26 protein-coding genes are annotated in these 25,910 nt (G+C 38.8%); 10 read left to right on the top strand and 16 right to left on the bottom strand.

Annotated elements, in window-relative coordinates; all coding sequences use genetic code 11:
* Positions 1 to 26 precede the first annotated feature (26 nt).
* The gene (gene kdsB, locus FK004_RS17680; RefSeq protein ID WP_108738459.1) at positions 27 to 752 is read left to right on the top strand and encodes a 3-deoxy-manno-octulosonate cytidylyltransferase; all 726 of its coding nucleotides are present in this window, start codon (positions 27 to 29) and stop codon (positions 750 to 752) included.
* Between the two features lie 4 nt (positions 753 to 756).
* Here kdsB and FK004_RS17675 read toward each other — a convergent pair whose 3' ends face one another.
* Positions 757 to 1,419 (bottom strand): spermidine synthase, encoded by a 663-nt coding sequence (locus FK004_RS17675; protein ID WP_108738458.1) that lies wholly within the window; start codon positions 1,417 to 1,419, stop codon positions 757 to 759.
* Between the two features lie 60 nt (positions 1,420 to 1,479).
* Here FK004_RS17675 and FK004_RS17670 point away from each other — a divergent pair, with 60 nt between their 5' ends.
* A complete protein-coding gene (locus FK004_RS17670; protein ID WP_108738457.1) occupies positions 1,480 to 2,031 on the top strand; it encodes a 1-acyl-sn-glycerol-3-phosphate acyltransferase in 552 nt (183 codons plus the stop codon).
* A 51-nt stretch (positions 2,032 to 2,082) separates the two neighbouring features.
* On the opposite strand, the gene FK004_RS17665 is transcribed toward FK004_RS17670, so the two are convergent.
* Positions 2,083 to 2,547, bottom strand: coding sequence for a helix-turn-helix domain-containing protein (locus tag FK004_RS17665; protein WP_108738456.1), 465 nt, complete (start codon positions 2,545 to 2,547; stop codon positions 2,083 to 2,085).
* Between the two features lie 291 nt (positions 2,548 to 2,838).
* Here FK004_RS17665 and FK004_RS17660 point away from each other — a divergent pair, with 291 nt between their 5' ends.
* From FK004_RS17660 to FK004_RS17645, 4 genes are all read left to right on the top strand, one after another.
* Positions 2,839 to 3,987 (top strand): M14 family metallopeptidase, encoded by a 1,149-nt coding sequence (locus FK004_RS17660; protein ID WP_108738455.1) that lies wholly within the window; start codon positions 2,839 to 2,841, stop codon positions 3,985 to 3,987.
* Between the two features lie 80 nt (positions 3,988 to 4,067).
* A complete protein-coding gene (locus tag FK004_RS17655; protein WP_108738454.1) occupies positions 4,068 to 4,547 on the top strand; it encodes an Lrp/AsnC family transcriptional regulator in 480 nt (159 codons plus the stop codon).
* Between the two features lie 198 nt (positions 4,548 to 4,745).
* Positions 4,746 to 7,331, top strand: coding sequence for a phosphoenolpyruvate carboxylase (locus FK004_RS17650; protein WP_108738453.1), 2,586 nt, complete (start codon positions 4,746 to 4,748; stop codon positions 7,329 to 7,331).
* Positions 7,332 to 7,351: 20 nt separating this feature from the next.
* Entirely contained in the window at positions 7,352 to 7,891 is a 540-nt protein-coding gene (locus tag FK004_RS17645) for a DinB family protein (RefSeq protein WP_108738452.1), read from the top strand.
* A 77-nt stretch (positions 7,892 to 7,968) separates the two neighbouring features.
* On the opposite strand, the gene recQ is transcribed toward FK004_RS17645, so the two are convergent.
* The 6 genes from recQ to aroB all read right to left on the bottom strand — a co-directional run bounded on the left by recQ (position 7,969) and on the right by aroB (position 14,453).
* Complete coding sequence (gene recQ / locus FK004_RS17640; protein WP_108738451.1) at positions 7,969 to 10,086, bottom strand: DNA helicase RecQ; 2,118 nt, start codon at positions 10,084 to 10,086, stop codon at positions 7,969 to 7,971.
* A gap of 129 nt (positions 10,087 to 10,215) precedes the next feature.
* Positions 10,216 to 10,632, bottom strand: coding sequence for a DNA primase (locus FK004_RS19285; RefSeq protein WP_157956148.1), 417 nt, complete (start codon positions 10,630 to 10,632; stop codon positions 10,216 to 10,218).
* A 9-nt stretch (positions 10,633 to 10,641) separates the two neighbouring features.
* Positions 10,642 to 11,613, bottom strand: coding sequence for a deoxyhypusine synthase family protein (locus tag FK004_RS17635; RefSeq protein ID WP_108738450.1), 972 nt, complete (start codon positions 11,611 to 11,613; stop codon positions 10,642 to 10,644).
* A gap of 78 nt (positions 11,614 to 11,691) precedes the next feature.
* Positions 11,692 to 13,092, bottom strand: a complete 1,401-nt coding sequence (locus tag FK004_RS17630; RefSeq protein ID WP_108738449.1) for a type III PLP-dependent enzyme domain-containing protein — start codon at positions 13,090 to 13,092, stop codon at positions 11,692 to 11,694.
* A 57-nt stretch (positions 13,093 to 13,149) separates the two neighbouring features.
* On the bottom strand, positions 13,150 to 13,329 hold the full coding sequence (locus tag FK004_RS17625; protein ID WP_108738448.1) for a hypothetical protein: 180 nt from the start codon (positions 13,327 to 13,329) through the stop codon (positions 13,150 to 13,152).
* 56 nt (positions 13,330 to 13,385) lie between these two features.
* Positions 13,386 to 14,453 (bottom strand): 3-dehydroquinate synthase, encoded by a 1,068-nt coding sequence (gene aroB, locus FK004_RS17620; RefSeq protein ID WP_108738447.1) that lies wholly within the window; start codon positions 14,451 to 14,453, stop codon positions 13,386 to 13,388.
* A gap of 299 nt (positions 14,454 to 14,752) precedes the next feature.
* On the opposite strand from aroB, the gene FK004_RS17615 reads away from it, so the two are divergent.
* A complete protein-coding gene (locus FK004_RS17615) occupies positions 14,753 to 15,919 on the top strand; it encodes a proline dehydrogenase family protein (RefSeq protein ID WP_108738896.1) in 1,167 nt (388 codons plus the stop codon).
* 59 nt (positions 15,920 to 15,978) lie between these two features.
* Here FK004_RS17615 and FK004_RS17610 read toward each other — a convergent pair whose 3' ends face one another.
* The 6 genes from FK004_RS17610 to FK004_RS17585 form a co-directional block, all read right to left on the bottom strand.
* Positions 15,979 to 18,660 (bottom strand): carboxypeptidase-like regulatory domain-containing protein, encoded by a 2,682-nt coding sequence (locus FK004_RS17610; protein WP_108738446.1) that lies wholly within the window; start codon positions 18,658 to 18,660, stop codon positions 15,979 to 15,981.
* A 44-nt stretch (positions 18,661 to 18,704) separates the two neighbouring features.
* Positions 18,705 to 19,463, bottom strand: coding sequence for a GLPGLI family protein (locus tag FK004_RS17605; protein WP_108738445.1), 759 nt, complete (start codon positions 19,461 to 19,463; stop codon positions 18,705 to 18,707).
* A gap of 77 nt (positions 19,464 to 19,540) precedes the next feature.
* Positions 19,541 to 19,753, bottom strand: a complete 213-nt coding sequence (locus tag FK004_RS17600) for a hypothetical protein (RefSeq protein WP_108738444.1) — start codon at positions 19,751 to 19,753, stop codon at positions 19,541 to 19,543.
* A 446-nt stretch (positions 19,754 to 20,199) separates the two neighbouring features.
* Positions 20,200 to 20,844, bottom strand: coding sequence for an NAD(P)-dependent oxidoreductase (locus FK004_RS17595; RefSeq protein WP_108738443.1), 645 nt, complete (start codon positions 20,842 to 20,844; stop codon positions 20,200 to 20,202).
* A gap of 139 nt (positions 20,845 to 20,983) precedes the next feature.
* Positions 20,984 to 21,733: a DUF72 domain-containing protein gene (locus FK004_RS17590; protein WP_108738442.1), complete on the bottom strand. Its 750-nt coding sequence runs from the start codon at positions 21,731 to 21,733 to the stop codon at positions 20,984 to 20,986.
* A 1-nt stretch (position 21,734) separates the two neighbouring features.
* Positions 21,735 to 22,463, bottom strand: coding sequence for a DNA-formamidopyrimidine glycosylase family protein (locus FK004_RS17585; RefSeq protein ID WP_108738441.1), 729 nt, complete (start codon positions 22,461 to 22,463; stop codon positions 21,735 to 21,737).
* Between the two features lie 154 nt (positions 22,464 to 22,617).
* Here FK004_RS17585 and FK004_RS17580 point away from each other — a divergent pair, with 154 nt between their 5' ends.
* The gene (locus FK004_RS17580) at positions 22,618 to 23,049 is read left to right on the top strand and encodes a GNAT family N-acetyltransferase (protein ID WP_108738440.1); all 432 of its coding nucleotides are present in this window, start codon (positions 22,618 to 22,620) and stop codon (positions 23,047 to 23,049) included.
* 72 nt (positions 23,050 to 23,121) lie between these two features.
* Positions 23,122 to 23,703 (top strand): LOG family protein, encoded by a 582-nt coding sequence (locus FK004_RS17575; RefSeq protein ID WP_108738439.1) that lies wholly within the window; start codon positions 23,122 to 23,124, stop codon positions 23,701 to 23,703.
* Positions 23,704 to 23,777: 74 nt separating this feature from the next.
* Here the strand turns inward: FK004_RS17575 and FK004_RS17570 are convergent, their stop codons facing one another.
* Positions 23,778 to 24,542: a LuxR C-terminal-related transcriptional regulator gene (locus tag FK004_RS17570; protein WP_227871632.1), complete on the bottom strand. Its 765-nt coding sequence runs from the start codon at positions 24,540 to 24,542 to the stop codon at positions 23,778 to 23,780.
* 157 nt (positions 24,543 to 24,699) lie between these two features.
* Between FK004_RS17570 and FK004_RS17565 the strand changes: the two genes are divergently transcribed.
* A complete protein-coding gene (locus FK004_RS17565; protein WP_108738438.1) occupies positions 24,700 to 25,071 on the top strand; it encodes a hypothetical protein in 372 nt (123 codons plus the stop codon).
* A gap of 36 nt (positions 25,072 to 25,107) precedes the next feature.
* On the opposite strand, the gene FK004_RS17560 is transcribed toward FK004_RS17565, so the two are convergent.
* The gene (locus FK004_RS17560; protein ID WP_108738437.1) at positions 25,108 to 25,758 is read right to left on the bottom strand and encodes a metallophosphoesterase; all 651 of its coding nucleotides are present in this window, start codon (positions 25,756 to 25,758) and stop codon (positions 25,108 to 25,110) included.
* Positions 25,759 to 25,910: the final 152 nt, after the last annotated feature.

Raw genomic sequence — 25,910 nt, 5'->3', positions numbered from 1 at the left:
AATGAATCCTTAGTTACCCTACGATTATGAAAATAATAGCCATGATACCCGCCCGTTATGCCTCGACCCGTTTTCCTGCCAAACTCATGCAGGACCTGGGCGGCAAAACCGTTATTTTACGCACGTATGAAGCTGCTGTAGCCACGGCACTATTCGATGATGTCTTTGTCGTAACCGATTCGGACAATATTTATGATGAAATCGTTTCACATGGCGGTAAAGCCATCCGGAGTATTGCCGAACACGAATCGGGCAGTGACCGTATCGCCGAAGCTGTAGCAACGATGGATGTGGATATCGTGGTCAATGTGCAGGGGGATGAGCCTTTTACCAACCGCGAGCCGCTGGAGCAGGTATTGTCCGTTTTCAGGAACGATGGCGAGAAGAAAATTGATTTGGCATCCCTGATGCGGGAGATCACCATTCCGGAGGAGATAGACAATCCGAATAACGTAAAAGTAGTGGTGGATCAGAATGGCCTGGCATTGTACTTCTCGCGTTCGGTAATCCCATTTCCAAGGGATACGAATGCCGGCGTACGCTATTTCCAGCATATCGGGATTTATGCGTTCCGTAAAGAGGCCCTGATGGACTTTAGCCGCCTGCCGATGAAAAGCCTTGAAGCTTCTGAAAAGTTAGAGCAGCTGCGCTACCTGGAATATGGCAAGAAAATAAAAATGGTCGAAACTACGCATGTAGGCATCGGGATCGATACTGCAGAAGATCTGGAGAAAGCCCGGAAAATGCTCTAAACGCTTACCGTAATTTTTTAATAGTGTACAGCTCATTGTGGTCTTCCACTTTGGGATACATCCGCACGGAATAATCGCTGTCAAACTTCGAACGGTAGTCGAGGTTCCGTTGTGTATGCTCCGGGGTTAGCGTCATCGTGTTGAATAAGATAAACCCCTCTTTGCGCAACAGGTAATTGATGCGGTGGATGAAAAACTCCTCAAAGAGGAAATTCGGCATCGTCAGGTCCTGGAAAATATCAATGATGATGAGGTCGTAGCGGTTTTTGGTTTTCAGGATAAACTCAAAAGCATCGTCAATGATGATTTCCACATTCGGAATCCGGTCCAGTCCAAAATACTCATTGGCAATCGCAATCACGGCTGGATCAATCTCAACGCCTGTGATATGCCCTTTGCATTTTATTTCTTCGGCCAGTGTTTTGATCACGCTGCCGCCAGCCACACCCAATACGAGAATCTGTTCAAAATTCCGGATACGCTCAAATCCGATATACTGCAATCCTTTGCGTAAAATACGCTGCAGGCTCCCGTACGAGTAATTGGTGTTTTTGGAGTCGAGGACCAGTTGTCCGTTATTCCAGGTCACTTCGAGATTTTTATTGATCTCCGATTTCTTCTGGTAGACCATCACCGGAATAAAGTAACTGAAGAAGCGTTTGAGCATGTAATTTTTTCTCAAAAATAAAAGAATAATATTATTTTTACCGCAATATAAAATCAAAAGATGCAAAAAATATACCGATGGATTTTCCTGAGGCTACTCGGCTGGAAAATTAACGGCACAATTGACAGGGAACTTAAAAAATGCATCATGATTGTGGTGCCACATACCAGCTGGTGGGATTTCTTTATCGGCGTCCTGACCCGGGGCAGTATGGGAATAAAAATGAACTATGTCGCCAAGAAAGAGCTTTTTCGTTTCCCCTTTGGCCCGTACCTGAAATGGATGGGTGGCGCACCCTTAGACCGTACAAAAGGGCAGAACAAAGTAGAAGCGATAGCAGAAGTGATTAAAAGAGAGCCGGTATTCCGCCTGGCCATAGCTCCCGAAGGTACCCGTAAGAAAGTAACGGAGTGGAAGACGGGATTTTATTATATCGCGATCAAAGCCAACGTGCCTATTATCCCGGTCGCATTTGACTACGGTAAAAAAGAAGTAAAGATCGGAGCACCCTTTTATCCGACAGGTGACATCACTGCCGACCTGAAAATCATCCGGCAACATTACAAAGGAGTTTCGGGCAAGAATCCTCAATATAATTTCGACGTCGACTAATCACCGACATCCGTTATACTATAATACCTGTTCCGTTTGGAGCAGGTTTTTTTATGCCTTGTTGGGATTGTAGTGCCGGAACGTACCGTCACGGTAAAATATTACAATCTGCTCAATGGCTTTTTCTGTGGTACTATCCGGAAGGGGAAGGGGGCGTGTTTCTGTTTTTGGAAGTATCGGTGCAGTGGTTTCGACGGCATCCCATAAATCAGGCTGGGTACTGGCCGTGATTTTTTCCGGAGCCGGAGCCTTGATTTTTGGTTCGGCCATTGGTACCCCATCATCACTGGACCCAGGAAATTGCCCTTTGCCTTTTAGCAGCCAGTACAAATTGACCTCTGGAAATTCATCGGTAATTTTTAGGATCAGGTCGAGGCTGGGTTTGTTTCTTCCGGATAGGAGATGGGAGAGACTGGAGCGCTGCACATCAATTTTCTCGGCAAAGGCAGAAGCATTGAGCGCATAATAATCCAATATCTTTTCCAGCCTTTTTATAAAGTCTTCTGTGTTTACCATTGTAACATGTTTATTGGAATGCTGTTGATTACAAATGTAACAAAACAGAATGATATACCGTGGATATTAGCATTTATTTGCAAATATACTATAAGTGAAGGATTAAATAAGCAATGTTAACTGATTGAATGTTAGGTTATATTTGTTTTGTAATTAAATATACATAACAGTGCTGTTAAAGCATGGTAAGGTGAAAATATAAGTGGTTACAATATTAAACTAACCATCAAATTGTATTGTTTACAATTGTAAAAAATAAGATGTTTACTTTTGTAAATCTAAAATAAAGCCATGAATTTCGAAAAATTAGCCCAACAGTATACTGTAGCATCCCTATCAGGACGCTATATTACTTTAGACCATATTGAACCCTTATTACAGGAACCGCATCGGAAACCGCATGTAAAAATAATCGGGCATTCGGTCCTCGAAAAACCAATTTATGAGTACCGGATCGGAACCGGTAAAACGAAAATATTGATGTGGTCGCAGATGCATGGCAATGAAGCAACGACAACCAAAGCTGTTTTTGACCTAATGCTTTTTCTGGAGAGTGACGAGGCGAAACCAATTTTGGATGCGGTTACGGTCCTTATTATACCAATGCTAAATCCGGATGGTGCTTCCTTATATACTCGGGCTAATGCTAATGCGGTAGATCTTAATCGGGACTCACAGGATCTGACACAGCCGGAGAGCAGGGTATTGCGTGCGGTATTTGAAGGTTTTATGCCGGATTATTGCTTTAACCTCCACGATCAACGGACCATTTTTGGCGTAGATACTACCGGTAAACCAGCTACAGTATCCTTTTTAGCGCCTTCCTATAATGATGCACGCGAAATCAATCCAACACGTGAGGCGGCTATACAGCTTATTGTAGCGATGAATGAGGTGTTACAGCACTTTATTCCCGGACAAATAGGACGATTTGATGATTCTTTTAATATCAACTGTATTGGAGATACATTTCAGCACCTGAATGTACCAACAGTACTTTTTGAAGCCGGTCATTTTCAGGAAGATTACCAGCGTGATGTTACCAGGAAATTTATTTTAATTTCATTATTAGCAGGAATTGAATGTATTTACGAAAACGTTTTAGTTGCTAAAAATCTGCACGATTATTTCCTTATACCACAAAATAATTGTGTATTTTTTGATATGATGTATAAAAATATCAAAATTAAGTATGATAATAAAGAAATAATTACGAATTTTGCAATTCAATATACAGAGAAGCTAATTGAGAATAATATAATTTTTGAGGCTCATATTAAAGAAATTGGAAATTTAGAAGGTTTTTACGGACATTTTGAATTCGATGCAAAAGAGGCTATTTATGCTGACAATAGCCACCCGATTCCTGAAATAGGTCAAAAAGCTGACTTTTATTTGGGAAATAAGGTTAAAATTGTTAACGGAATGCCAAATATTTAATGATTTGCTCTAAAATCTGATTTTTTTTAGTTTTTTTGCTGTAGAATAATAGTAAAATTTTTTAATACTGAATACACACTATGAGTAAGTTTCGTTTAGATGAGGTAGATCATCAGATTTTGGATATGTTGATCGATAACACAAGGGTTCCATTTACAGATATCGCCAAGAAATTATTAATTTCTGCCGGTACTGTACATGTGAGAGTGAAAAAAATGGAGGATGCTGGTATTATCACAGGGTCATCACTAACATTGGACTATGAAAAATTAGGGTATTCTTTTATTGCCTATATTGGAGTATTCCTGCACAATACCTCACAAACAAAATTTGTTTTAGAGCGTATTAATGATATCCCATTTGTAACTGTAGCACACGTTACTACTGGAAAGTTCAATATCTATTGCAAAATCCGAGCTATGGATACTAAACATGCCAAAGAAGTAATTTTCATGATCGATGATATCGAAGGAGTTTACAGAACTGAAACTATGATTTCACTTGAAGAAAGCATCAATGACAAAAAACGTCTGATGCATACCATCTTCAAAAACATGTAATTCACCACGCTTTTTACTGGGTACTCTATAGCGTAATATGATGCAGTGCTTTTTCGGCATTGCCTCTTTTAGATTGTCGTAATGCGACGGTATGACAGGGAGATATTACGAATTTACATACAAAGTTTAAAATTTATTTAAGACCTCAGATACTGTTATCTGAGGTTTTTTTATTAATTTAATAAAAATTTTAAGCCGATGTATACCCCCACGAAAATGGAACGTTTTAATAATAACGTTCTTTTAAAATACCAGCTTTTCAATAGTATTTTTATCACACTTCCTTTTGATTCTATTGATAATACAGGTGCCCTTCTTCCCCTTTTTTCCGAATGCTGTGAAGCCGGCTTTAAAAAAGGAGATTCTCCCAAAGATATTGTAAACGGTTTTTCCGAACGTTACCTGGAAAATGCCAGCGAACAGCAGAAGATTGATATAATGTTTCGCTTTATACAGTATGTAGAGCGGCAGGTCGTCCTTTTTGACGCCATTGAGGATGCTTCATTTGCCGTTGTCCATAATCTTGAAGGAACAGGTTCCCTGCGTAATATTAAGGAGAAAGCGGAATCCAACAATAAGATGGGTAAACTGCGGGAAGTGCTGGATGATTTTAAGATCCGTACGGTCCTTACCGCACACCCGACACAATTCTATCCCGGGTCTGTATTGGGGATCATTACCGATCTTACTGCAGCGATAAAACAAAATGACCTGAACAGTATTCGGCAGCTTTTAGCGCAGCTGGGAAAAACACCTTTTATCAAAAAAGAAAAGCCGACACCTTTTGACGAAGCAGTTAGCCTGACCTGGTACCTGGAAAATGTATTCTATTATTCCATTGGGGAAATCCTTCAATATTTTCAAAAGAATATCTTGGGCGGAGAACTGAAAGACAATGCAATTGTCAACCTGGGATTCTGGCCTGGAGGCGATCGGGATGGAAATCCTTTCGTTACAACTGATATTACTCTCAAAGTGGCAGCACGGCTGAGATCCTCCATATTAAAGTGTTATTACAAAGATATCCGTGCTTTAAAACGAAAGCTAACATTCTCAAAAATAGATGCTATAGTATTGGATGTTGAACAAAAGCTTTACCGTTCGGTATTCTATTCTGATGGTGAGATATTCATTACCGTAGCAGAGTTTAAAGCGAAATTAAAAGAGATACGGGTGTTGCTGATCAATGAGAAGCAATCCCTATATATCGACGACATCAATGACCTTATTAATAAGGTGGATGTTTTCGGATTCTATTTTGCCACACTCGATATTCGCCAGAATAGTAAAATCCACGATGGCGTTTTCAAAAATATTGTTGCAGAAACACAAAAAAGGAACCTGTCTATTTTTCCGGATAATTATTTTGAACTGGAGGAAGTAGCACGACTGAAAGTTTTGGCTGCAGCAAAAGGAAACATACAGGCAGACTGGTTTACGGATGAGATGACAAAATCAACTTTGGAATCTGTAGCGGCAATTAAAACAATACAGCAGGAGAATGGGGAACTGGGCGCTAACCGTTATATCATCAGTAATAATGAAAATGCCCATAATGTCTATGAAACCTTAGCGTTGTTTCAACTGACCGGATGGGAACAGCCGACAGTAGATATTATTCCTTTATTTGAAACCGTGGAAGACCTTCATGTTGCTGATACGGTAATGGAGCAGTTGTACCAGAATGAATCGTATATGGAACATTTGGCTCGAAGGGGCATGAAGCAAACCATCATGCTTGGTTTTTCTGACGGAACCAAAGACGGAGGCTACCTGATGGCTAACTGGGGAATTTACCAGGCTAAGGAATCCCTGACGGCCATGTCACGCAAATATGGCATCAAAGTCATATTCTTTGATGGCCGTGGTGGCCCACCGGCACGTGGTGGCGGTAAAACCCATAAATTCTATGCTTCACTGGGACCTAATATCGAAAATGAAGAAATCCAGATTACTATCCAGGGACAGACGATAAGTTCCAATTTTGGTACCCGCGATACCTGCCGTTACAATCTTGAGAATCTCTTAAGTGCCGGAATCTCCAATGAGATTTTCAGCAAAGGTGAAAATATGCTTTCTACCAGTGAGGTGGAGACCATGGACAGGCTCGCAAAATATGCCTATGATGAATACCTGGCTTTTAAAAAACATCCTAAGTTCATTCCGTATTTGGAGCGTAGAAGTGCTTTAAAATATTATTCCATGGCCAATATCGGTAGCCGCCCTGCCAAAAGGAGTAAATCGGCAACGCTTGATTTTAATGACCTGAGGGCGATTCCTTTTGTAGGAGCCTGGAGCCAGCTGAAACAAAATGTTCCTGGATTCTTTGGACTGGGTGGTGCACTAAAATCATTTGAAGACAGCCAGGAATGGGATAAAGTCCAGGATTTATACAATAACTCCATGTTTTTTAAGACCCTGATCGAAAATAGTATGATGTCCCTTGCTAAATCCTTTTTTGCATTGACAGCGTACATGAAAGACGATCCGGAGTTTGGGGAATTCTGGCAGATTATTCACACCGAATATTTGGAAACCGAACGGCTTTTGCTTAAACTTGCAGGCTTTGAAACGCTGATGGAAAATTATCCGGACAGTAAAGCCTCAATTAAAGTGAGGGAAAATATCGTACTGCCACTATTGACTATCCAGCAATATGCATTACTGAAAATTAGTGAACTTAACGAAGAGGAAAATCAGGATGAAGCAATGATCGCTGTTTATGAGAAAATCGTAACACGCTCCTTATTTGGAAACATCAATGCCAGCAGGAATTCCGCTTAAATACAATACAACTAAAACATATGAGAACAAGTCAATTAAAAAGTACTGATTATGCGCCGTATTATGCCAACTATGTAAGCCTTCTGAATGATGGGGACTTAGTGGAGGAACTGGAAATATCCGTTCATGATTTTATCCGTTTTGTGCAGGATATTCCAATGGACAAACACGATTACCGTTATGCTCCCGGAAAATGGACTATTAAAGATATTATCCAGCACCTGATCGATACGGAACGCATTTTTGCTTACCGGGCATTATGTTTTTCCAGAAACGATCAAACGCAGTTGCCAGGATTCGATGAAAGTTCATATGCCGAAAATACAAACGCGAATGCGAGGCACCTGAAAGACATGCTGACGGAAATGGCATTGGTACGTCAATCCACTATTGCACTGTATAAGACTTTTTCGGAAGAACTCCTGGAACGTAAGGGAATTGCTTCTGAAAATGCCATAACCGTAGGTGCATTAGGTTTTATGATTATCGGGCATCAGAAACACCACGAAAAAATCTTCCGTGAGCGTTACCTGACGGAAGAATATGTACACGAAGCATAGGACAGTATTGTTTAGCATATAAAACCCGGAAAGCCTATTGCAGGCTTTCCGGGTTTTTGTTATGTAGGATTATAGATTTACTGAATTGCTTCAGCATCTAAATGTTCTTTTTCGATAATAGCGAGTGCTAACCGGATCTTTTCGTAAGAAATAGCTTCTTCAAAATGATCAAAGTAGGCTTTCAGGCCTGTAGGGTATCCCAATTGCAACTGCACACTCTGGATTTTGGTCACTTCTTCCCGGGAAACGAAATCAAACATATTGATGTTTTTGCCATCCATGTATAATTTTGCCAGATGCGACATAATAGTCGTCAGGCTCAGTTTGCGGGCTGCGGCAATAGCTTCCGGGCTATTTCCTTTGGTATAGAAATCAAAAGTCTCCAGGAAAGTATCGGTTTTTCGGGCTTTAGTTTTCTTTTCTTTTTGAAATTGTTGGACCAGCGCAATGAATTCGTCACCATATTTTTCCATTTTAGCTTTTCCGACACCATCAACAGCTAAAAACTCGGTATCTGACATCGGGCGTTCATTTTCAATATTCCGGAGTACGGCATCACTGAATACAATATAAGCCGGGACCTTTTCTTCGGTTGCAATTTGCTGCCGTAATTTACGGAGCATTTCAAATAGGGAGGAAGCAGCCGCTTTTTGCCGTGCAGGTTTCTCGGGTTTCGGCGCAGTAATGGGTTGATTGGCTTTGGTCAATTGTACCGTATGATTTTCAAACAGCACTTTTTTTGCAAAAGCGGTCAGTTTAATTTTATTATTCTGGTGAAAAGCGATTTCGCAATAGCCGAGATTGATAAGCTGGATCAGGTATTGGTTCCAGTCCTGCCATGAAATTTCAGTACCTATACCATAGGTTTTTAGATTTTGATAGCCATGGTCAAAAATATGGGCGTTTTTGGAACCTCTCAGGAAATCTACAATGACTCCGAGGCTTTCATTTTGGTTTAAACGGACTATGGCTGAAAGTGCTTTCTGGGCGATCACTGTCCCATCAAAGAAAGCGGGTGGATTTTTGCAAACATCACAATTCCCACAATCTTCGGAAATAAGTTCCCCGAAATAACTGAGCAGAATTTTCCGGCGGCAGCTTAGCGCATCGGCATATTGTTTCATACGGTCGAGTTTAGCCAGCTGGAATTCAGCATTAGCCGATTCATTGGCAAACTGCTGCAACTGGATGACATCGCCATAACTTTGAAATAATACGGTTTCGGAGGGAAGCCCGTCCCGTCCGGCACGACCGATCTCCTGATAATAGCCTTCGATATTCTTGGGCAGGTTGTAATGGATGACCCAGCGCACATTTGATTTATCGATTCCCATCCCAAAGGCAATGGTCGCACAGATAATCTGTACCTGGTCATTGATAAAAAGATCCTGTGTTCTGGAACGTTCTTCATAATTCAGCCCGGCATGGTAGGCTTTTGCATTGATACCGGCTTTTTGAAGCTTATCGGCTATTTCTTCCGTAGATTTCCGACTGAGGCAATAGATGATACCGGAATCTGTAGGTTTTTCGGTGATGAACTCGATAATCTGCTTGATCCTGTTTTGTGCAAGCCGTACTTCCAGGCTCAGATTCTTACGGTCAAAAGAGGCAACGAATTTATTAGGGTGCTGCAGGTTGAGCTGTGTGATGATATCCTCACGGGTGGCTTTATCTGCGGTAGCGGTAAGTGCCAGTACCGGAGTAGCGGGGAATCGGTTTTTTAAATAACTCAGGTTGGTATAGGCCGGCCTGAAATCATGTCCCCAGGATGAAATACAATGCGCTTCATCGATAGCGATTAGGCTCACGGTAAGGTCGTTAAAAGCTTTATCAAGATAGGAAAGGCTTTCGGGTGCAAGGTACACCAGTTTAATGGTATGGTTTCTCAATGCTTCGATAAGTAGCTGCTGCTCAATGGCCGATTGGGTGCTATTGATAAAACAGGCACTAATGCCATTGGCTTTCAGGCTGTCTACCTGGTCTTTCATCAGGGCGATTAACGGGGAGATCACAATGGTAATCCCGGGAAGCAAGAGGGCAGGAAGCTGGAAACAGATTGATTTTCCGCCTCCGGTAGGCATAATGGCTACGGTATCGGTACCGGCAAGCACCGAATTGATAATTTCTTCCTGGTTGGGCCTGAATTTTTCGAACCCAAAATTCTCCTTTAAGGTGGCGTGTAATTGATCTGTCATGGCGTATATATTTATGTAAAAATACTAAAATATGTTATAAATGGCGCTATTGGTGTATTTTAAAAAAATAACGGTATAAAAAAAAGGAACTCAACAGAGTTCCTTTGATTGTATTTTTAGTAGGATGTATTAATCTTCGTCCTCATCTTCATCTTCTTCGTCTGCGATATCTTCAGTATCCCTGTCATCATCATCGTCGTCATCCTCACCATCTGCAGCATCATCAGAATCTTTGATTTTATCGTCATCATCATCGTCGTCATCGATATCATCGTCGTCATCGATCTTAAGGCCTTTGATTGGCGCTGCTACTTCATCAATATCGATATCTTCATCGAAATTTTCAATTCTGTCAGCCAGTTTGGTACTTACTTTTACGAGATAGATAGTATCTTCTGTACGAACTTCCACTGCTTCGATGGTTTCATTTTTGGCATTTTTAAAGCGGATAATGTTGGAATCATCATATCCGTCGGGGAATCTTTCAACCAATAGGGTCAAGATTTCATTGGTTAATTTGGCGTAATCAACAATAACTCTTTTCATAAAAATCGATTATAAATCTAGTAGATAAGCAAAAATTAATGGCGCAACGATAGTAGCATCCGATTCGATAACAAATTTTGGGGTATTGATATCCAGTTTCCCCCAGGTAATTTTTTCGTTAGGAACCGCACCGGAGTAGGAACCGTAACTGGTAGTTGAGTCAGAGATCTGGCAGAAGTAGCTCCAAAATGGTACATCATGCATTTCCATATCCTGATACAGCATCGGAACGACACAGATTGGGAAATCTCCTGCAATACCACCACCAATCTGGAAGAATCCAACACCTTTACTGCTATTTTTGCTATACCAGTCAGCAAGATAGGTCATGTATTCGATCCCGGATTTCACCGTAGAAGCTTTTAATTCTCCTTTGATTACATAGGAAGCAAAAATGTTACCCATTGTGCTGTCTTCCCATCCCGGAACAATAATCGGGAGGTTTTTCTCAGCAGCAGCATACATCCAGCTATCTTTTAAGTCAATTTCGTAGTATTCTTCAAGTACGCCGGAAAGCAGCATTTTGTACATGAATTCATGCGGAAAATAGCGTTCGCCAGCATCTTCAGCATCTTTCCATATTTTATGGATGTGTTTTTGTAGTCTGCGGAAAGCTTCATGCTCCGGAATACAAGTGTCAGTAACACGGTTAAGTCCTCTTTCCAATAAATCCCATTCCTGTTGTGGTGTAAGGTCACGATAGTTAGGAACACGCTCATAATGAGAATGTGCTACCAGGTTCATGACATCTTCTTCCAGGTTGGCACCTGTACAGGAAATGATCTGAACTTTATCTTTACGGATCATTTCGGCAAATATTTTTCCGATTTCGGCAGTACTCATCGCACCGGCCAGGGTAACCATCATTTTTGCACCGTTCTGAAGCTGTTGTTCGTAAGCTTTCGCCGCATCTACAACAGTAGCGGAATTAAAATGCAGGTAGTATTTTTCAATAAACTGACTTATTGGTCCTTTACTCATTTGTTTTGTTTTTTGTTTTCTTTGTCAAGCTTTCTTTTCTGTTATATAAATATCAGAAAATTATTTTTCAAAAATAAATTATTTTTTATCGTATCCTAATATTTTTAATACATCTTCTGAACTTTGTTGTTCTGAAAAGACTTCGGTTGCCAGGATCCCATTTTCATCCCTGTCGATCAGGATGTGTTTTGGCTGTGGGATCAGGCAGTGGTGTAGTCCACCGTAACCACCGATCGTTTCCTGGTAAGCGCCTGTATTAAAAAATCCGATATATAATGGTTTCTCTTTGTTGTATTTTGGCAGGTAAATGGCATTCATGTTCTGCTCTGAGTTGTAATAATCATCGCTATCACACGTCATGCCGCCTAATAACACACGTTCGTACTGGTCATTCCAGCGGTTGATGGCCAGCATGATAAAACGCTTGTTAATCGCCCAGGTATCAGGAAGTGTTGTAATGAATGAAGAATCAATCATGTTCCATTTTTCCCGGTCATTTTGCTGTTTTTGGTACAGCACCTGGTAAATAGCTCCCCCACTTTCACCTACGGTAAACGAACCGAATTCTGTGAAAATATTAGGAACATCTACTTCTGCTTCTTCACAGGCAATTTTAATCTGGTTGATGATTTCATCAATCATGTACTGGTAATCGTATTCGAAAGCCAGGGAATTTTTGATTGGGAAACCGCCACCGATATTAAGACTGTCCAGGCTTGGGCATTCTTTTTTCAGGTTTACGTACACTTTCAGACATTTTACCAACTCATTCCAGTAATAGGATGTATCGCGAATACCGGTGTTGATAAAGAAGTGCAGCATTTTCAACTCTACATCTTTATTCTCGTGGATTTGCTTTCTGTAAAAAGGAACGATGTTTTTGTAACCGATTCCAAGTCTTGAAGTATAAAACTCGAATTTAGGCTCTTCTTCGGCTGCAATACGAATCCCGATTTTGAATTTGCCATCAATGGCATTTTGCAATAAATCAAGTTCTTCGTAATTATCGATGATCGGAATGGTTTTGTTGTGCCCATTATTGATCAGTCGTGCAATGTTGTCAATGTACTGGTCTCTTTTGAAACCGTTACAGATCACAAAGGTATTTTTATTTATTTTTCCTGTTTCCAAAAGGTTTTCAACGATATTCACGTCAAAAGCGGAGGAAGTTTCAATATGGATGTTGTTTTTGAAAGCTTCATTCATGATGTATTCAAAATGAGAGCTTTTTGTACAGTAGCAATAGTAGTATTTACCTTCGTACTTGTTTTTTTCCATAGCTTTCCGGAACCAGCTTTTGGCTTTGTTGATGTTCGTGGAAATCTGTGGCAGATAAGTGAACTTTAATGGGGTTCCGTATTGCTCTACAAGGCGCATCAGGTCGATATTGTGGAACTGAAGGTTGTCTTTGTTGAGTTTGAATTCTTCCTGTGGGAAATAGAAAGTCTGGTTGATCAGGTCAAAATATTTTGTATTCATTTAGTCGTCAGGGGATTTAAAGTTAATTGCTGTGAAAACGGATAGGAAATCCTATTTTCAAACCCTGATGTTAGCGTAAATGATAGGCAGTTTTACCTGATAGGTATTGCAGTATTGAAAAATATCAAAATTATGGATGCCTTTCACCGAAAATAACCGGCACAACAGCTTCTGGAAAGCACTATTGTTTTCGGTCTCTTTGGGAGATTGGAATCGGTAGTTTTTGTTTTTTCGCATCGGGCAAATGTAAAAAATATTATAGCTGCAAAGCAACCATTTTTATTAAAAAAATATTAAGATTTATAATCTTCAAAAGCCATGTTAATTAATTCATTGTCAACCGTTTGATTAAGGGCTGTTTTTCCGATGCCATCAAGCAGCGCAAATTGTATTGTACCGTATTCATTTTTCTTGTCATGAATCAGGAGTTCCAGTATAGGGGCAAGGTCTCTTTTCTCGAAAATGATGTCTTCAAAAACATTCTGGATACCGCGCTTGATCTCTGAGTATTCTGCATCTGTCAGTAGATTTTTCTCCATGGCAATATAGCTTTCCAGGATCATTCCGGCTGCAATAGCTTCGCCGTGCAGCAAGGTTTTCTTATTTTCATTTTCCAGGAAATAGCTTTCTATCGCATGTCCGAGTGTATGTCCGAAATTCAATGCTTTCCGGATTCCTTTTTCTGTAGGGTCCTGCTGTACAATTTTGTTTTTGATCACTACCGAATCATAGATCAATGTATCAAGATCGGCAAGATCGAGTGTACTAAGGTCGGCAAACTGGGTCCAGTAGGCTTTGTCATAGATAAGGCCATGCTTGAGCATTTCTGCCAGTCCGGAGCGCAGTTGCTCTTTGGGTAAAGTATCCAGGTAGTCGGTATCGATCAATACCAGTTGTGGGACATTAATAATTCCAATCTGGTTTTTGAGATTGCCGAGGTCAATCCCATTTTTACCACCAACGGAAGCATCGACCATCGAAAGGAGTGTGGTAGGGACATTGATAAAATCAATCCCTCTTTTAAAGGTAGAAGCTACAAAACCACCCAGATCAGTCACTACGCCACCGCCAACATTAATCATGAGGCTTTTGCGATCGGCTCCCAATTCTGTGAGTACATTCCATATTTCCACACAGGTTTCAATATTCTTAAAGGCTTCGCCGGTTTCAAATTCGATAATTTCGATCGCTGTTTCTGTAGCGAGTTGCTGCAGGAACAGGGGGAGGCAATATTCGGAAGTGATGGTATCGGCTAAAATAAATATTTTGGAATATTTTTTCTCCGGTAACAACGCGTTTAACACTTCATATCCGTGCTGGTTGAAAACGACTTCGTAACCGTTGGCTTGTATGGTTTGCATAAGGTATTGGATTTTCCTGTCGCGCAGGCATTGGTATTTTCATTTGTATTAGTGTCGGAGCGGGGTTTCTTTCGAACCTTTTGTGATCCTTTAGCCCCGATGGTTGCGGGTATCCTTTTGGCTCCGGGGTTCTGAGCCAAAAGATACAGCTTACAGCGGGAAATACACCCAAAAATATGCCGGAACTTTTGCTCCCGGACAAAATTAAATAATTCCGTTTTTAGAACGGGTAAAATAAGGCAATTTTTAAGAAAAAATAGTTTTATACTATTTATATTTGCAGCATTATTAAAATTATGATGGAAAAAATATTCAACAATACACAAGTCGCATTTGCCCTAAAAAGTGATACGGAGCTCGACAGGGCTTATTTTTTGTTTAAAATGATTGATTCCCAGCCTCTGGTGCGGATTGGTACAGCAGTGACTAATTTTGCACTAAAAGCGCATTTACCGGTAGAAGGATTGATCCGTGCTACTGTTTTTGACCATTTTTGTGGCGGTGTGAGTGAGGATGATTGTCTTTCGGTAGTGGATAAAATGTACACGAAAGGGGTTTCTTCGGTATTGGATTATTCTGTTGAAGGGAAAGAAGAAGAGAGCCAGTTTGACCTGGCATTGGATATGACCCTGAAAACCATCGAATTTGCAAAAGAACGCCAGGCAATTCCTTTTGCGGTTTTTAAGCCTACAGGTTTAGGCCGATTTGAATTGTATGAGAAATTGGGTGAAGGCCAGACGCTTAATGCTGAAGAGGCGGCGGAATGGCAAAGAGTAGTGACCCGTTTTGACTTAGTATGCAAAACAGCCCATGAAAAAGATGTGGCATTATTGATTGATGGGGAAGAGAGCTGGATGCAGGATGCTGCTGACGCACTGGTGACCGAGATGATGCGGAAGTATAATAAGGAGAAAGCGATCGTTTTTAATACACTGCAAATGTACCGTTGGGATCGTTTGGATTATTTGAAAAAACTGCACGAACAAGCGAAAACGGAAGGGTTTTATATCGGAATGAAACTGGTTCGTGGAGCGTATATGGAAAAAGAAAATAAACGTGCCGAAGAAAAAGGTTATACTTCACCAATTTGTGTGTCCAAAGAAGCAACGGATATCAATTATGATGCTGCTGTAGCTTATATGGTAGAACACCTGGAAAAGATGTCCATTTTTGCAGGAACACACAACGAAGACAGTTCGTACAAACTCATGCAGCTGATGCAGGAAAATGGTATTGCCAAAGGCGATCACCGGGTTTGGTTCGGGCAGTTGTATGGAATGAGTGATAATATCAGTTATAACCTGGCAGAAGCGGGATATAATGTGGCGAAATACCTTCCTTTTGGACCGGTTCGCGATGTGATGCCTTACCTGATCCGCCGTGCAGAGGAAAATACTTCTGTAGCCGGGCAAACAAGCCGTGAACTGACGCTATTAAAAACAGAACGTACACGACGTAAAGCTTAAATTACTATAGTTTTAAAATATAAGAAAGCACCGGATTCGGTGCTTTTTTTATTGCTTTTTTAGAAGCAGTATTCAAGTTTTATCAAACCATAACGTTCCATCAGGCGGTACTCGGTACTGGAGATACTAATGTCGCTCACGGTATAGTTCCTGAATGTTTTGGTATTGGATAAATTCTGGCCGGAAAGGAAGATAGTCAGCTTATTGGGTTTTATGACATACCGGGCTTCAAGATCCAGAAAATAATATCGATTATTGTTCTTGTCTAAATTACCGAAAAAGTAGCGTTCTGTTTGAATTTGTATGTTGAACTTACTGCTAAAAATAAAAGAAAGGTCAAGAAAAGTAAGGTTGTCTGTAAACGAATTATTGAGAGCAGGTGTTTTTACAGAATTAGTGAGCCATTTTGTTCCCAAGTGATAATTAAATACCCCCCGAAAACCCGAACGCAGTTCAGCACCATAATTGTAATTGCGGGAAGCAACTTTACGTAATTCATCATTGACAATATTTTTATATTCTGATTTACTAAACCCGGCCTCAAGTTTTAAGTTTGTAGACATAAACTTCAGATAGCGATCAACATTTGTTGCGGCCTGAAAGCTTTCCCGGTCTTTGATTATAATTTTTTCAGATAATGCATAGTTAGGATTAATGAATGAATTAGTACTAAAAAAATCATTGTTTTTAGTATAGGAGGCTACGGTATTGATAAAGAATTTATCACCCCAATCGCCGAGTGTATAATTAAGAAATGCTGATGAAGCCCCTAATTGATTGAATGTCCCGGTTCCTTTTGAAAAGTTGCGAAACCCCGTCAGAACATAACTGTCATAGATATCGAAAATCCGTGCATTGGTTGTCGTATGGGAATAGTTGGCTACAATTTTATTTTTTTGATTGATCTGCCATTCAACCCCTATTTTCGGATTTATAAAAAAAGGTGTTTCCTTTTGACTTTCTATAGTATTATCAAGTTTATTGTACAGTTGATGGAACTCTAAATTTCCTTCGATGGTAAAGCGCCGAAACTTATAGTTGTAGCGCCCATTGGCGAATAAATCGTTAGATAAATAGGCACTGTTGTTTTGATATCCCTCAGGAGCTGCAATTTCAGCCTGGTTTTCTTTTAAATAAAATGAAGATAATAACCTGTCTTTGCGGTATTGATTACCAAATTTAAACTCAAAAAGACTTCCGTTTTCACTTTTGTGGAGCAAATGGCCTTCGAGACTTCTGTATTCCATTTTGTTTTCACTGTTTTGTGCGATATTATTTATCGCTGCAGCCGGAGTAAATAAATCGGAGTAAAAGAAACGATTAACCGCATAGCCCTGCGGCGTTTTCTCATTGATATAATGTCCTGAAAGCAACATTACCTGATGCTCATTTAAACGATAGGTGTAATTGATTTTATGATCCATGAGCTCATTTTTGGATCGTAAGTTTTCATTGGTTGGGTCATTATTGAAAAGTAAATCGGTATGGGTCTTTTCTGAAGCATTATTGTATTTGCCGCTGTATTCCAACATCTGTGTTGTAGAAATATCATAAGAAAATTCAATTTTACCAAACCCTATTATTTTTTTCTTACGCATCTGATAATTTTCAGTATTGGTAAAGGAGTCTCCATTTAACACGAAAGTATCATAGCCATTTCGGTAAAAATTATTTTCATCCCAGTTGAAGAATCCCAATGTTTTTAATTTCATTTTTTTCGAGATGGTAAAAATGGCATTCAGCGACAGCAACTCGGCATTATTGAAAGTTGTCCTACTGGGCTTTAGATCGGGAAGCGATGCGGAAATATTCAGTAAAGTATAAGCTGTCTGGTCATCACCTAATCCACCGGGTTCCCCAAAACGATACGGCCTTATCAGGTTGTCTATATCTCCTGTAGCATCCATACCGGTATTGTTTAAATTGGTAAGGAAATAATATTTGGCCTGTTTGCCAAAGTTCATCAGATTACTTTTTACCTCATACCTATTTTCAGAGGCGAGGCCATACCCGGCGTTAATATTTCCAAACCATTGTCTCTTAAATCCTTCTTTTAGGGTAAGGTTTAGGGCTACTTTATCACTTTTTTCAACCCCTTTCAGCAAGCGGTTATTGGAATAACGCTGTAGCAGCTCGATCTTATCGATAGCATTGGACTGCATGTTTTTAGTAAGTATTTTATAGCCTCTTTCAAAGAAATCATCACCATCAATCATTACTTTTTCGACCTCCTGATTGCCAATTTTAATCACACCTTCGCTACTAATATTCAAGCCCGGTATTTTGCGCAATAAATCCTCCACGACCTGTTCATTTCCCTGGGCAAAAGCTTTAGCATCAAATACAATAGTATCTTTGCGTACTACTATAGGGCTGTCATTTTCAATGATAACTTCATCAAGGCTAAAAGCTTCGTATTTTAAAACAGCATTTTGCTTTATATTTTGATTTGTAGTAGTAATAGTTACCGGAACAGAAAATGCCTTATATGATAATGCGGAGATGTTTAATAAAAAATTTCCCATTTTGTCTGTCGTCAGTATATAGTTCCCCTTATCGTCGGAAGTACAATAGGCTGTAACAGCAGCACTATTTTCCGGGCTTATAGAAATATTAGCAAAGGGAATTGCAACATTGGCAGTATCGCGTACCGTACCTGAAAATGTAGTCTGTGAAAAAGAAATGACAGGAAGCAATAAGATTCCTGTCAGGATACTAATTTTTAATAAGATTTGGGGCATCTTTATTTTATTAGGGCTGATGTAAAAAAATTGAGGATGGGTTGTTATTTGAAGATTTCAACTTCCTTCACCGGATCCAGGTTATCCTCACTAAATAAGGCTTCTCCTTTGGATAGTTTTGAATTCAAATAACTAATTTGATCCTTATGCCTTCTTTTCCAGAGTTTACGGTATTCTTCCAGCGTTATTTTTTTTTCGGAATTGATTTTGCTTATTTTTCCGGCAATACTTTTTTTGGTAAGGCCTATTTTTGTAGCTCTTACTTTGTAAGCACCATCCTTATCGTAGGCTTCAAGGATAAGTCCACTGAGTCCATTAAGTTTCCACGGGCCATAGCTTACAGGGATTTTTGGGGTAAACCAAGCCGTGTATTCTCTTCCACGGAAAGTACCTGTAGCTTTTTGGCAGTCATAGCTGCCTATTTTTTTAAATTCGTTGCTGAGTTTCCATTTTATAGGCTCTGGTTTATCGTTTACAGCGATAATTTTTTGAGCAACACGTTGTTTAAAAACCAACGTATTATTTTTTAAATCGGTATAATAATATTCAGGAGTATTATCATTAAAATATTCGGCTTTTCTTTCCGTACCATCACTATCTGTACCCAGATCGGTTGGTTTGTTTTTTACAAGAACTTCTTCAAAATAGGAAGCTTTGTCATCAAAATATAAAATAAAATTACGACTGTAATCACCATGTCCGTAATTTACAGTGTGCTTGTATTCCACTTCACCATTAGAAGTTGTTTGGGCTTGGGTAGCCATGAATACAAAATAGAATAGTAGGTACTTTAGTAGGTTCATAAGGCAAAATTTATAAAATAAAAATATGAGGGTACTCTCGTAACCCTCATATTAAAATCGATAATTAAAAATAATTATTATTTTATCGGACTTAAGGTAGTTGAACCATTCAACTCATGAGTAACGTTACAGTTACCTTCAGTCCATGCTGAAGCATATTGCACGCCATCAATTGTTTTAATAGTTCTCCATCTGCATGGTACTGTTCCTGCTTCTGTGTCTAAACTTGTGAAGCTGCTTAATGTTGTAAATGCTGCTACTGCCATGAAACCAAATAATAAATTTTTCATAAAGATATAGTTTTTTTCCTACCTTCAGGTTTTTTTGTCCCCTGTGTCAGAGTTAATTCCGGACATTTTTTATAAATAGATATAACACTTTAATTCAATATCTAATATGCTTAGACTAAAATCGAATGTATTTTTTGTTGTGATTCTGTATTCCAAAACTAAGGAGGTTTTAGGCACTGTAAAAACGGATGTAATCTGAATTTATAAATTTGGGGTATTAAATTTATAAATTTAGGGCTCTTTTTTTACCGTGAAATACTGATTATACTGGTATAATTTATGTTTTATAGATTTGTTTCTGCATTATTTATGAGGCCTTGTTTGAGGGATAAAAAGGCTAAAATATTGTACTGGATCAATAAAAAAACAAAATAGTTGTACTGTTTTGAAGTAAGATATAAGGTAAAAAGTATGCGAATCTAGAATAGATCCGCATACTTTCTTAATTATGTATTCGCTATAAAAGGTGCCTGCCGGATAAAAGTTGTATCCTGCAATTGTTGCAAGAGGAAAATAGCAAGGCTGGTGGCACTAATAGTATCACCGGGACAATCCTGGAGATTGTGGGTAATTGGATTCCGTTCATCGGTTTGTACAATTAATGGGAGGCGTACCAAAGTCCAGTTCACAGTACTGTCTTTCAATAACTGGTATTCCAATTGTTTGTCTGAGCTAGTTTTAGGAAAGTTCTCCTTCATATAATTGGTTCCCCATTGTGTCTTAGGTCCTTTATTGTCCATTGGAGTGTCGACATTGAGTCCGGTAATAACAATGTAACGCTGTATCGAGCGAGATTCCATTGCACGGAGGATATTGATCGTCCCTTCGCTAAAAACGGTAAAAATACTATTCGGAATTCCCAATCCTAATGTGCTGATAATGGCATCACATCCTGCTGTCAGTCGTAATACAGTAGCATAATCGGTGACATTGCCCTGTATGACTTCAAGTAATGGATGCTGGATTGTAAAATGTTCTGGATTTCGAACGAGTACTTTTATTGTATAACCCTGATTCAGTGCTTCTTTTACAAGGTACTGACCTGATTTTCCCGTTCCGCCAATGATGGCTATTTTATTATGTAGTTTCATTTTGTTGCTTTATAAAATTAAATCATAGAAGTATACTGCCACTTATTTTGGGTGACAGTGTTTTACAATTACCGAAAGGTAGTTTTGTAAAAAAGGATCGTATATTTTATAAAGACATTGTAATGCTGTAAATATAGTTTTATTTCGGTGTTATTTTATGGTCTTCTTCTATTTTTTGAAAAGCCACTGCATTTTCAATTCCGGCAGTACTGGCAGTATTATTAAAATAGACATAGACCGTTTTCCACTGTTGCATGTTTAGGATTTGTTGAAATAGTTCCTGTAGTTCGGAAGGGGTGTAAGCGGAATAAAATAATTTGGGGCTCCCATGCAGCCGTATGTAACCGATATCGGTAGTGCCAATTAGTGTGGTAGGCAATTTGGGATAATTGACGCTGCAAAATGTAATCGTGGCTTTGTTAAGAGCTTCGTAGACTTCCGGCAGCCACCAACTTTCATTTCGGAACTCCACCACATTAGTAAAATCAGGATTTAAGGTGCTAATGATCAATTCCAGCCTTTCCGGGGTATAACTGAAACTGGGCGGTAGCTGGAAAAGCACGGGGCCTAATTTCTCCTGTAATCCTTCTTTACAGACGCTATAAAAATCGGATACAAGTTGTTGCACTTCTACAAATTTATTAAAGTGCGTGATTTGCTTTGGGGCTTTGACAGCGAACAGAAATCCTTCCGGGGTTTTGTCATACCAATTTTGCAGGCTTTTAAGGGTAGGAAACCGGTAAAAAGTAGCATTGAGCTCGTACGTTTTAAAATGGCTGGAATAATACTCAAACCACTGTTTTTTCATAATTGCTTCAGGATAAAAAATTCCAAGCCAAGAAGCGGTATTATAGCTCGAGCATCCGATATGTAGTGTTTTTGTGTCCATATTAGTAGTGTATCTGGCAGTTTTCACAGAAAAAACTCCTGCGTTTTTTGAATCCTGTGTATTCCTTGATCAATGGTAAATTACAGCGCAAACAGGTCTTTTTCCCATGTGCCAGCCAATGTTTTTTGAGTACATTTTTCTTTTTCCAGTCCAGGAATTCGAAACTGTAATTTTGTGCTTCAGCAATAATTTCGTCTATTTTGGAGAGTGGAATATTTCCGGTCAGTGTTTCGGGATGCACACGTACGCGATAGAGGACCTCGTTTTTTATGATGTTGCCTACACCGGAAAAGATATCCTGTTCGAGTAGGATATCGCAGATCATTTTATCGGGAAATTCTTTTAATTTGACTTTTGCCTTTTCAGGATCCCAATGGTCATTCATCACATCGGCGCTCCAGTCATAATAGTCGTTGAGTTTTCCTTCTAGTATTTTTACGGAACAGGTGTAAAAATTAATTTCGCCATCCTTAAAAGTAAGTCCCAAACGTATCAGTGCATCTTTTTTTTCATTGATCCGGTAGGTGCCGAATAATAGCAAATGGATCCGGATGGTGAAAGTGTCAAAACAAATCAGGAAATGTTTCCCCCAGGTTTTAAAAGCCAGTATTTTTTTGTTTTCCAGCCTTTGGATATCAATTTTGGCATTTCCGGTTGCGGAGATGATTTTCTTTCCTGTAAATGATGCAACCTGTTCTTTCAGGATTACAATACTGGGTCCTTCTGGCATAACATGATTTTTAATGGTTGTACTACAAAGCTTATTATTAAATGCGAAATCATAGTTACAGTATTTGCATTACAATTTGTAATATTTGCATCCATGGATTATTACATTTCCAGATCAATTGCTACATTTGAATTACGCTTTAAACCAATTGATTATGGAACTACTACGGGAAGCAAAGATGTCCGATCATGAAAAAATATCTAATTTACTGACCCAACTGGATGATCCGGGAACGGAGAAGTTCATGGCCTTGCAGCTGCAGCGGCTATTGCAACACCCGGACGAATCTATATTCGTATATGAATCTGACGGAAATGTGCTCGGATTTATGTCGGTACATTTTATTCCGCAACTTGCGCTGGAAGGCGATTTTGCCCGTATAAGTTACTTTGCCGTAGACGAGGTCGTAAGAGGAAAAAATATAGGCAGTCTGCTGGAAGCCCATGCTGTTACATTGGCAGAAGAACGGTATTGTGATCGTATAGAATTACATTGCAATTTCAAAAGGGTTAAAGCGCATCAATTTTACCAAAAACAAGGCTATGAGGAAGTGCCGAAATATTTTGTCAAATCGTTAAAGAAATAAAAAACAGGATAGGGTTGTCGTTTTTAGACTTCACGGCTTTTAGTATCTTTACTTCGTTAAATACAGCACAACATGAAAAATATAACCGTTTTTTGCGGTTCCAGCTCTGGAACTGAAAAAATATTTGAAGAACACGCCTATGCTTTAGGAAAAACCTTAGCCCAATCTGGAATCGGATTGGTGTATGGCGGAGCCAATGTGGGACTGATGGGTGCAGTGGCAAACGGGGCTATGGACAATGGCGGGATTGTAACCGGTGTATTGCCACACTTTCTGCAAGGTAAGGAAATTGCACACGAGCACCTGACTTCATTGATTTTGGTAGATACAATGCACGAGCGGAAAAAGCGAATGAATGATTTGTCCGATGGTGTTATTGCGCTTCCGGGTGGCTTTGGTACGCTGGAGGAATTTTTTGAAATGTTGACCTGGGCACAGTTAGGGCTGCACAAAAAACCAATCGCAATATTGAATACCAATGGTTTTTATGATACCCTAATTGAATTTATTGAGGTAATGGTCGATAAAGGATTTTTAAAAGCAGTAAATCAGGAGATGCTTATTGTAAGTGACACGATTGATGATTTACTCCATAAAATGCAACATTATACAGCACCAGCAGTAGGAAAGTGGATTACTAAAGAGACTACTTAGCTAATTCGTTTCCGGATAGAAAATTGTCTTACGATAGATTATATAGGCCATGATTATTTAAATTATAAAACTAATTATATCCAACCTTCATGTAATGATTTCATAACCAATGCTACAGCTGACCTTGTATTGGTTTTCATTAGCATATTTTTCCGATGTGTATCTACGGTAAACTTACTGATATAAAGTGCTATGGAAATTTCTGAGCTATTTTTTCCTTCACATAAGTATTTCAGGATTTGTTTTTCTCTTTTGGAAAAAAATTCCTTAACAGGTAAGTATATCATTTCTGGCTTCACATTTATAAAAGAAGGTTCATCATTAAGTCCAATAAATGAAAGTACCGGAATGCCGTTAGTTTTAAGATGGGAAATATCGGTATGTATTCCTAAAGTGCGAGTAATATTATACGATTCATCATATTGTAATGCTACCAACTGGTGCAATATTCTAACATATTTACCATTTTTGTTTTTTACTCTAAAATCATAACAAACCTTATAATTTTCTATCTGATTTGGTTGAAGTTTTCTAAAAAAGACATTAAGACAATTTTCGAAATTTAAAAAGTAAGGTTGGTCTTCAAGATGAATATTTTCTAAAAATTCGTTAGCAGTAATCGTATTAGGATCATATCCTAATACGGAACCAACTTCAGCGCTTATGAATTCAAAATTAGCTTCTGCAACATTAAAAATAAAATAGTAAAAATCACCAACCTGAAAAATACTTAGTAATTTTTTATGGATATTTAGTTCCAGTTCAAGGGATTCAAGCGTCGCATCCATAGTACTGTTTTTCCATATTTTTTGCGCTTGTTTAAAGAAAAAATTCTCCATATTTAGAATATATATTTTTATATATAAATATATTGAAAAAAAACATGACAATTTAGGTTTTAAGGTTTTGATATACCGATAATTAGGTATTTTTTAATTCCTTATTGAATCGTAAATTTGAAGAGATAAATGGAGTATTAATCTTAAAAAACAAGCTATGTTTGTAAAATTATTTTTTCATAAATTCATACTGACTTTGGCTTTAATTCTCACAGGATCTTTAGCCTTAGCACAAAATTATGAAAGTCCCTATGGGGGAAGAATTAAAATATTTAATACGGCAGGGCAAAACCCTAATGATTTTGAGTTTTCAAATGACGTCATTAATGGCGTGCATAGCTGTATCAATAATTTCTTAGTATATAATAATTTTAATAGCCCTACGAGTTTTAATTTTCAGATTTACGTTAATAATATCTTAGTTTATACGGGCAGTGTTACGGTTGCTCCTATGAGTGCTGTTAATTTTAATGATGCTTTCGTAAATTGCTATTCCAGAACAGGTGTGGTTAGGGTTACAATAATTTAAAAAGTACTTCTTATAAATAAGAAGTAACTACGTTTATTATATAGTAATATCCCGGGGATCCGTTTTTATATTCAGGATACTACTGACGGCTCCATTTGTGGTTACTTTCAGGGCTGTCAATCCATATCCGTAATAAGCTCCGGTATCGATATTCCAGGAGTTGGAGGATATGGTGTAAAAGGGTATAATATCCCTGAGCGGCGTATGGCCATGAACCTGAAGTTTACCTTTGTTTACAAGTTCTTTCCGGTTCCATAATACGCTGTCATCATGAGGTTCATCCAATGGATCTGGGGCATTGGAAAACCCGGCATGGCTTACTAAAAGGAATTCGTTTTCAAAGACCAGTGGCATCGTATGGAACCACTGTATTGCTGTCTCTATGCTGAGGTGGTTTTCTTTTAAATTATGGAGCGTAGCGTGTCCTCCCTGTGTGATCCAATTGTCATTATGTCCATTTTTACCATAATCAATGATTTCAGCTTCGTGATTGCCCTTTAAAAATACTGCGTTCGGATGTCCCTTTGCAATTTTAATGCACTCCAAAACTACTTTTGCACTGTGATTACCACGGTCAATAAGATCTCCAACACAAATGAGCATTTCATCTTCCCTGTTCCATTTTTTTAATATTTCCAGGAATGTATAATAGCATCCGTGGATATCTCCAATTATAAAATAATTCATTTTTTGAATTTTGGCAAAGATAGGATATTGAAATATTTCATTAAAGCGAAAGGGATTCCAAAACGTTACTAAGCTATAATTATTGGATCTATTTTTAAGCATAAAAAAACCATCCCGACGAATCGGGATGGCCTGCTAACGAAAAGCATGAA

The sequence above is a fragment of the Flavobacterium kingsejongi genome (assembly GCF_003076475.1).
In the GTDB taxonomy this organism is placed as follows: domain Bacteria; phylum Bacteroidota; class Bacteroidia; order Flavobacteriales; family Flavobacteriaceae; genus Flavobacterium; species Flavobacterium kingsejongi.
The sequence above is the reverse complement of the archived record's forward strand: the minus strand, read 5'-3'. Positions and strand labels throughout refer to the sequence as shown.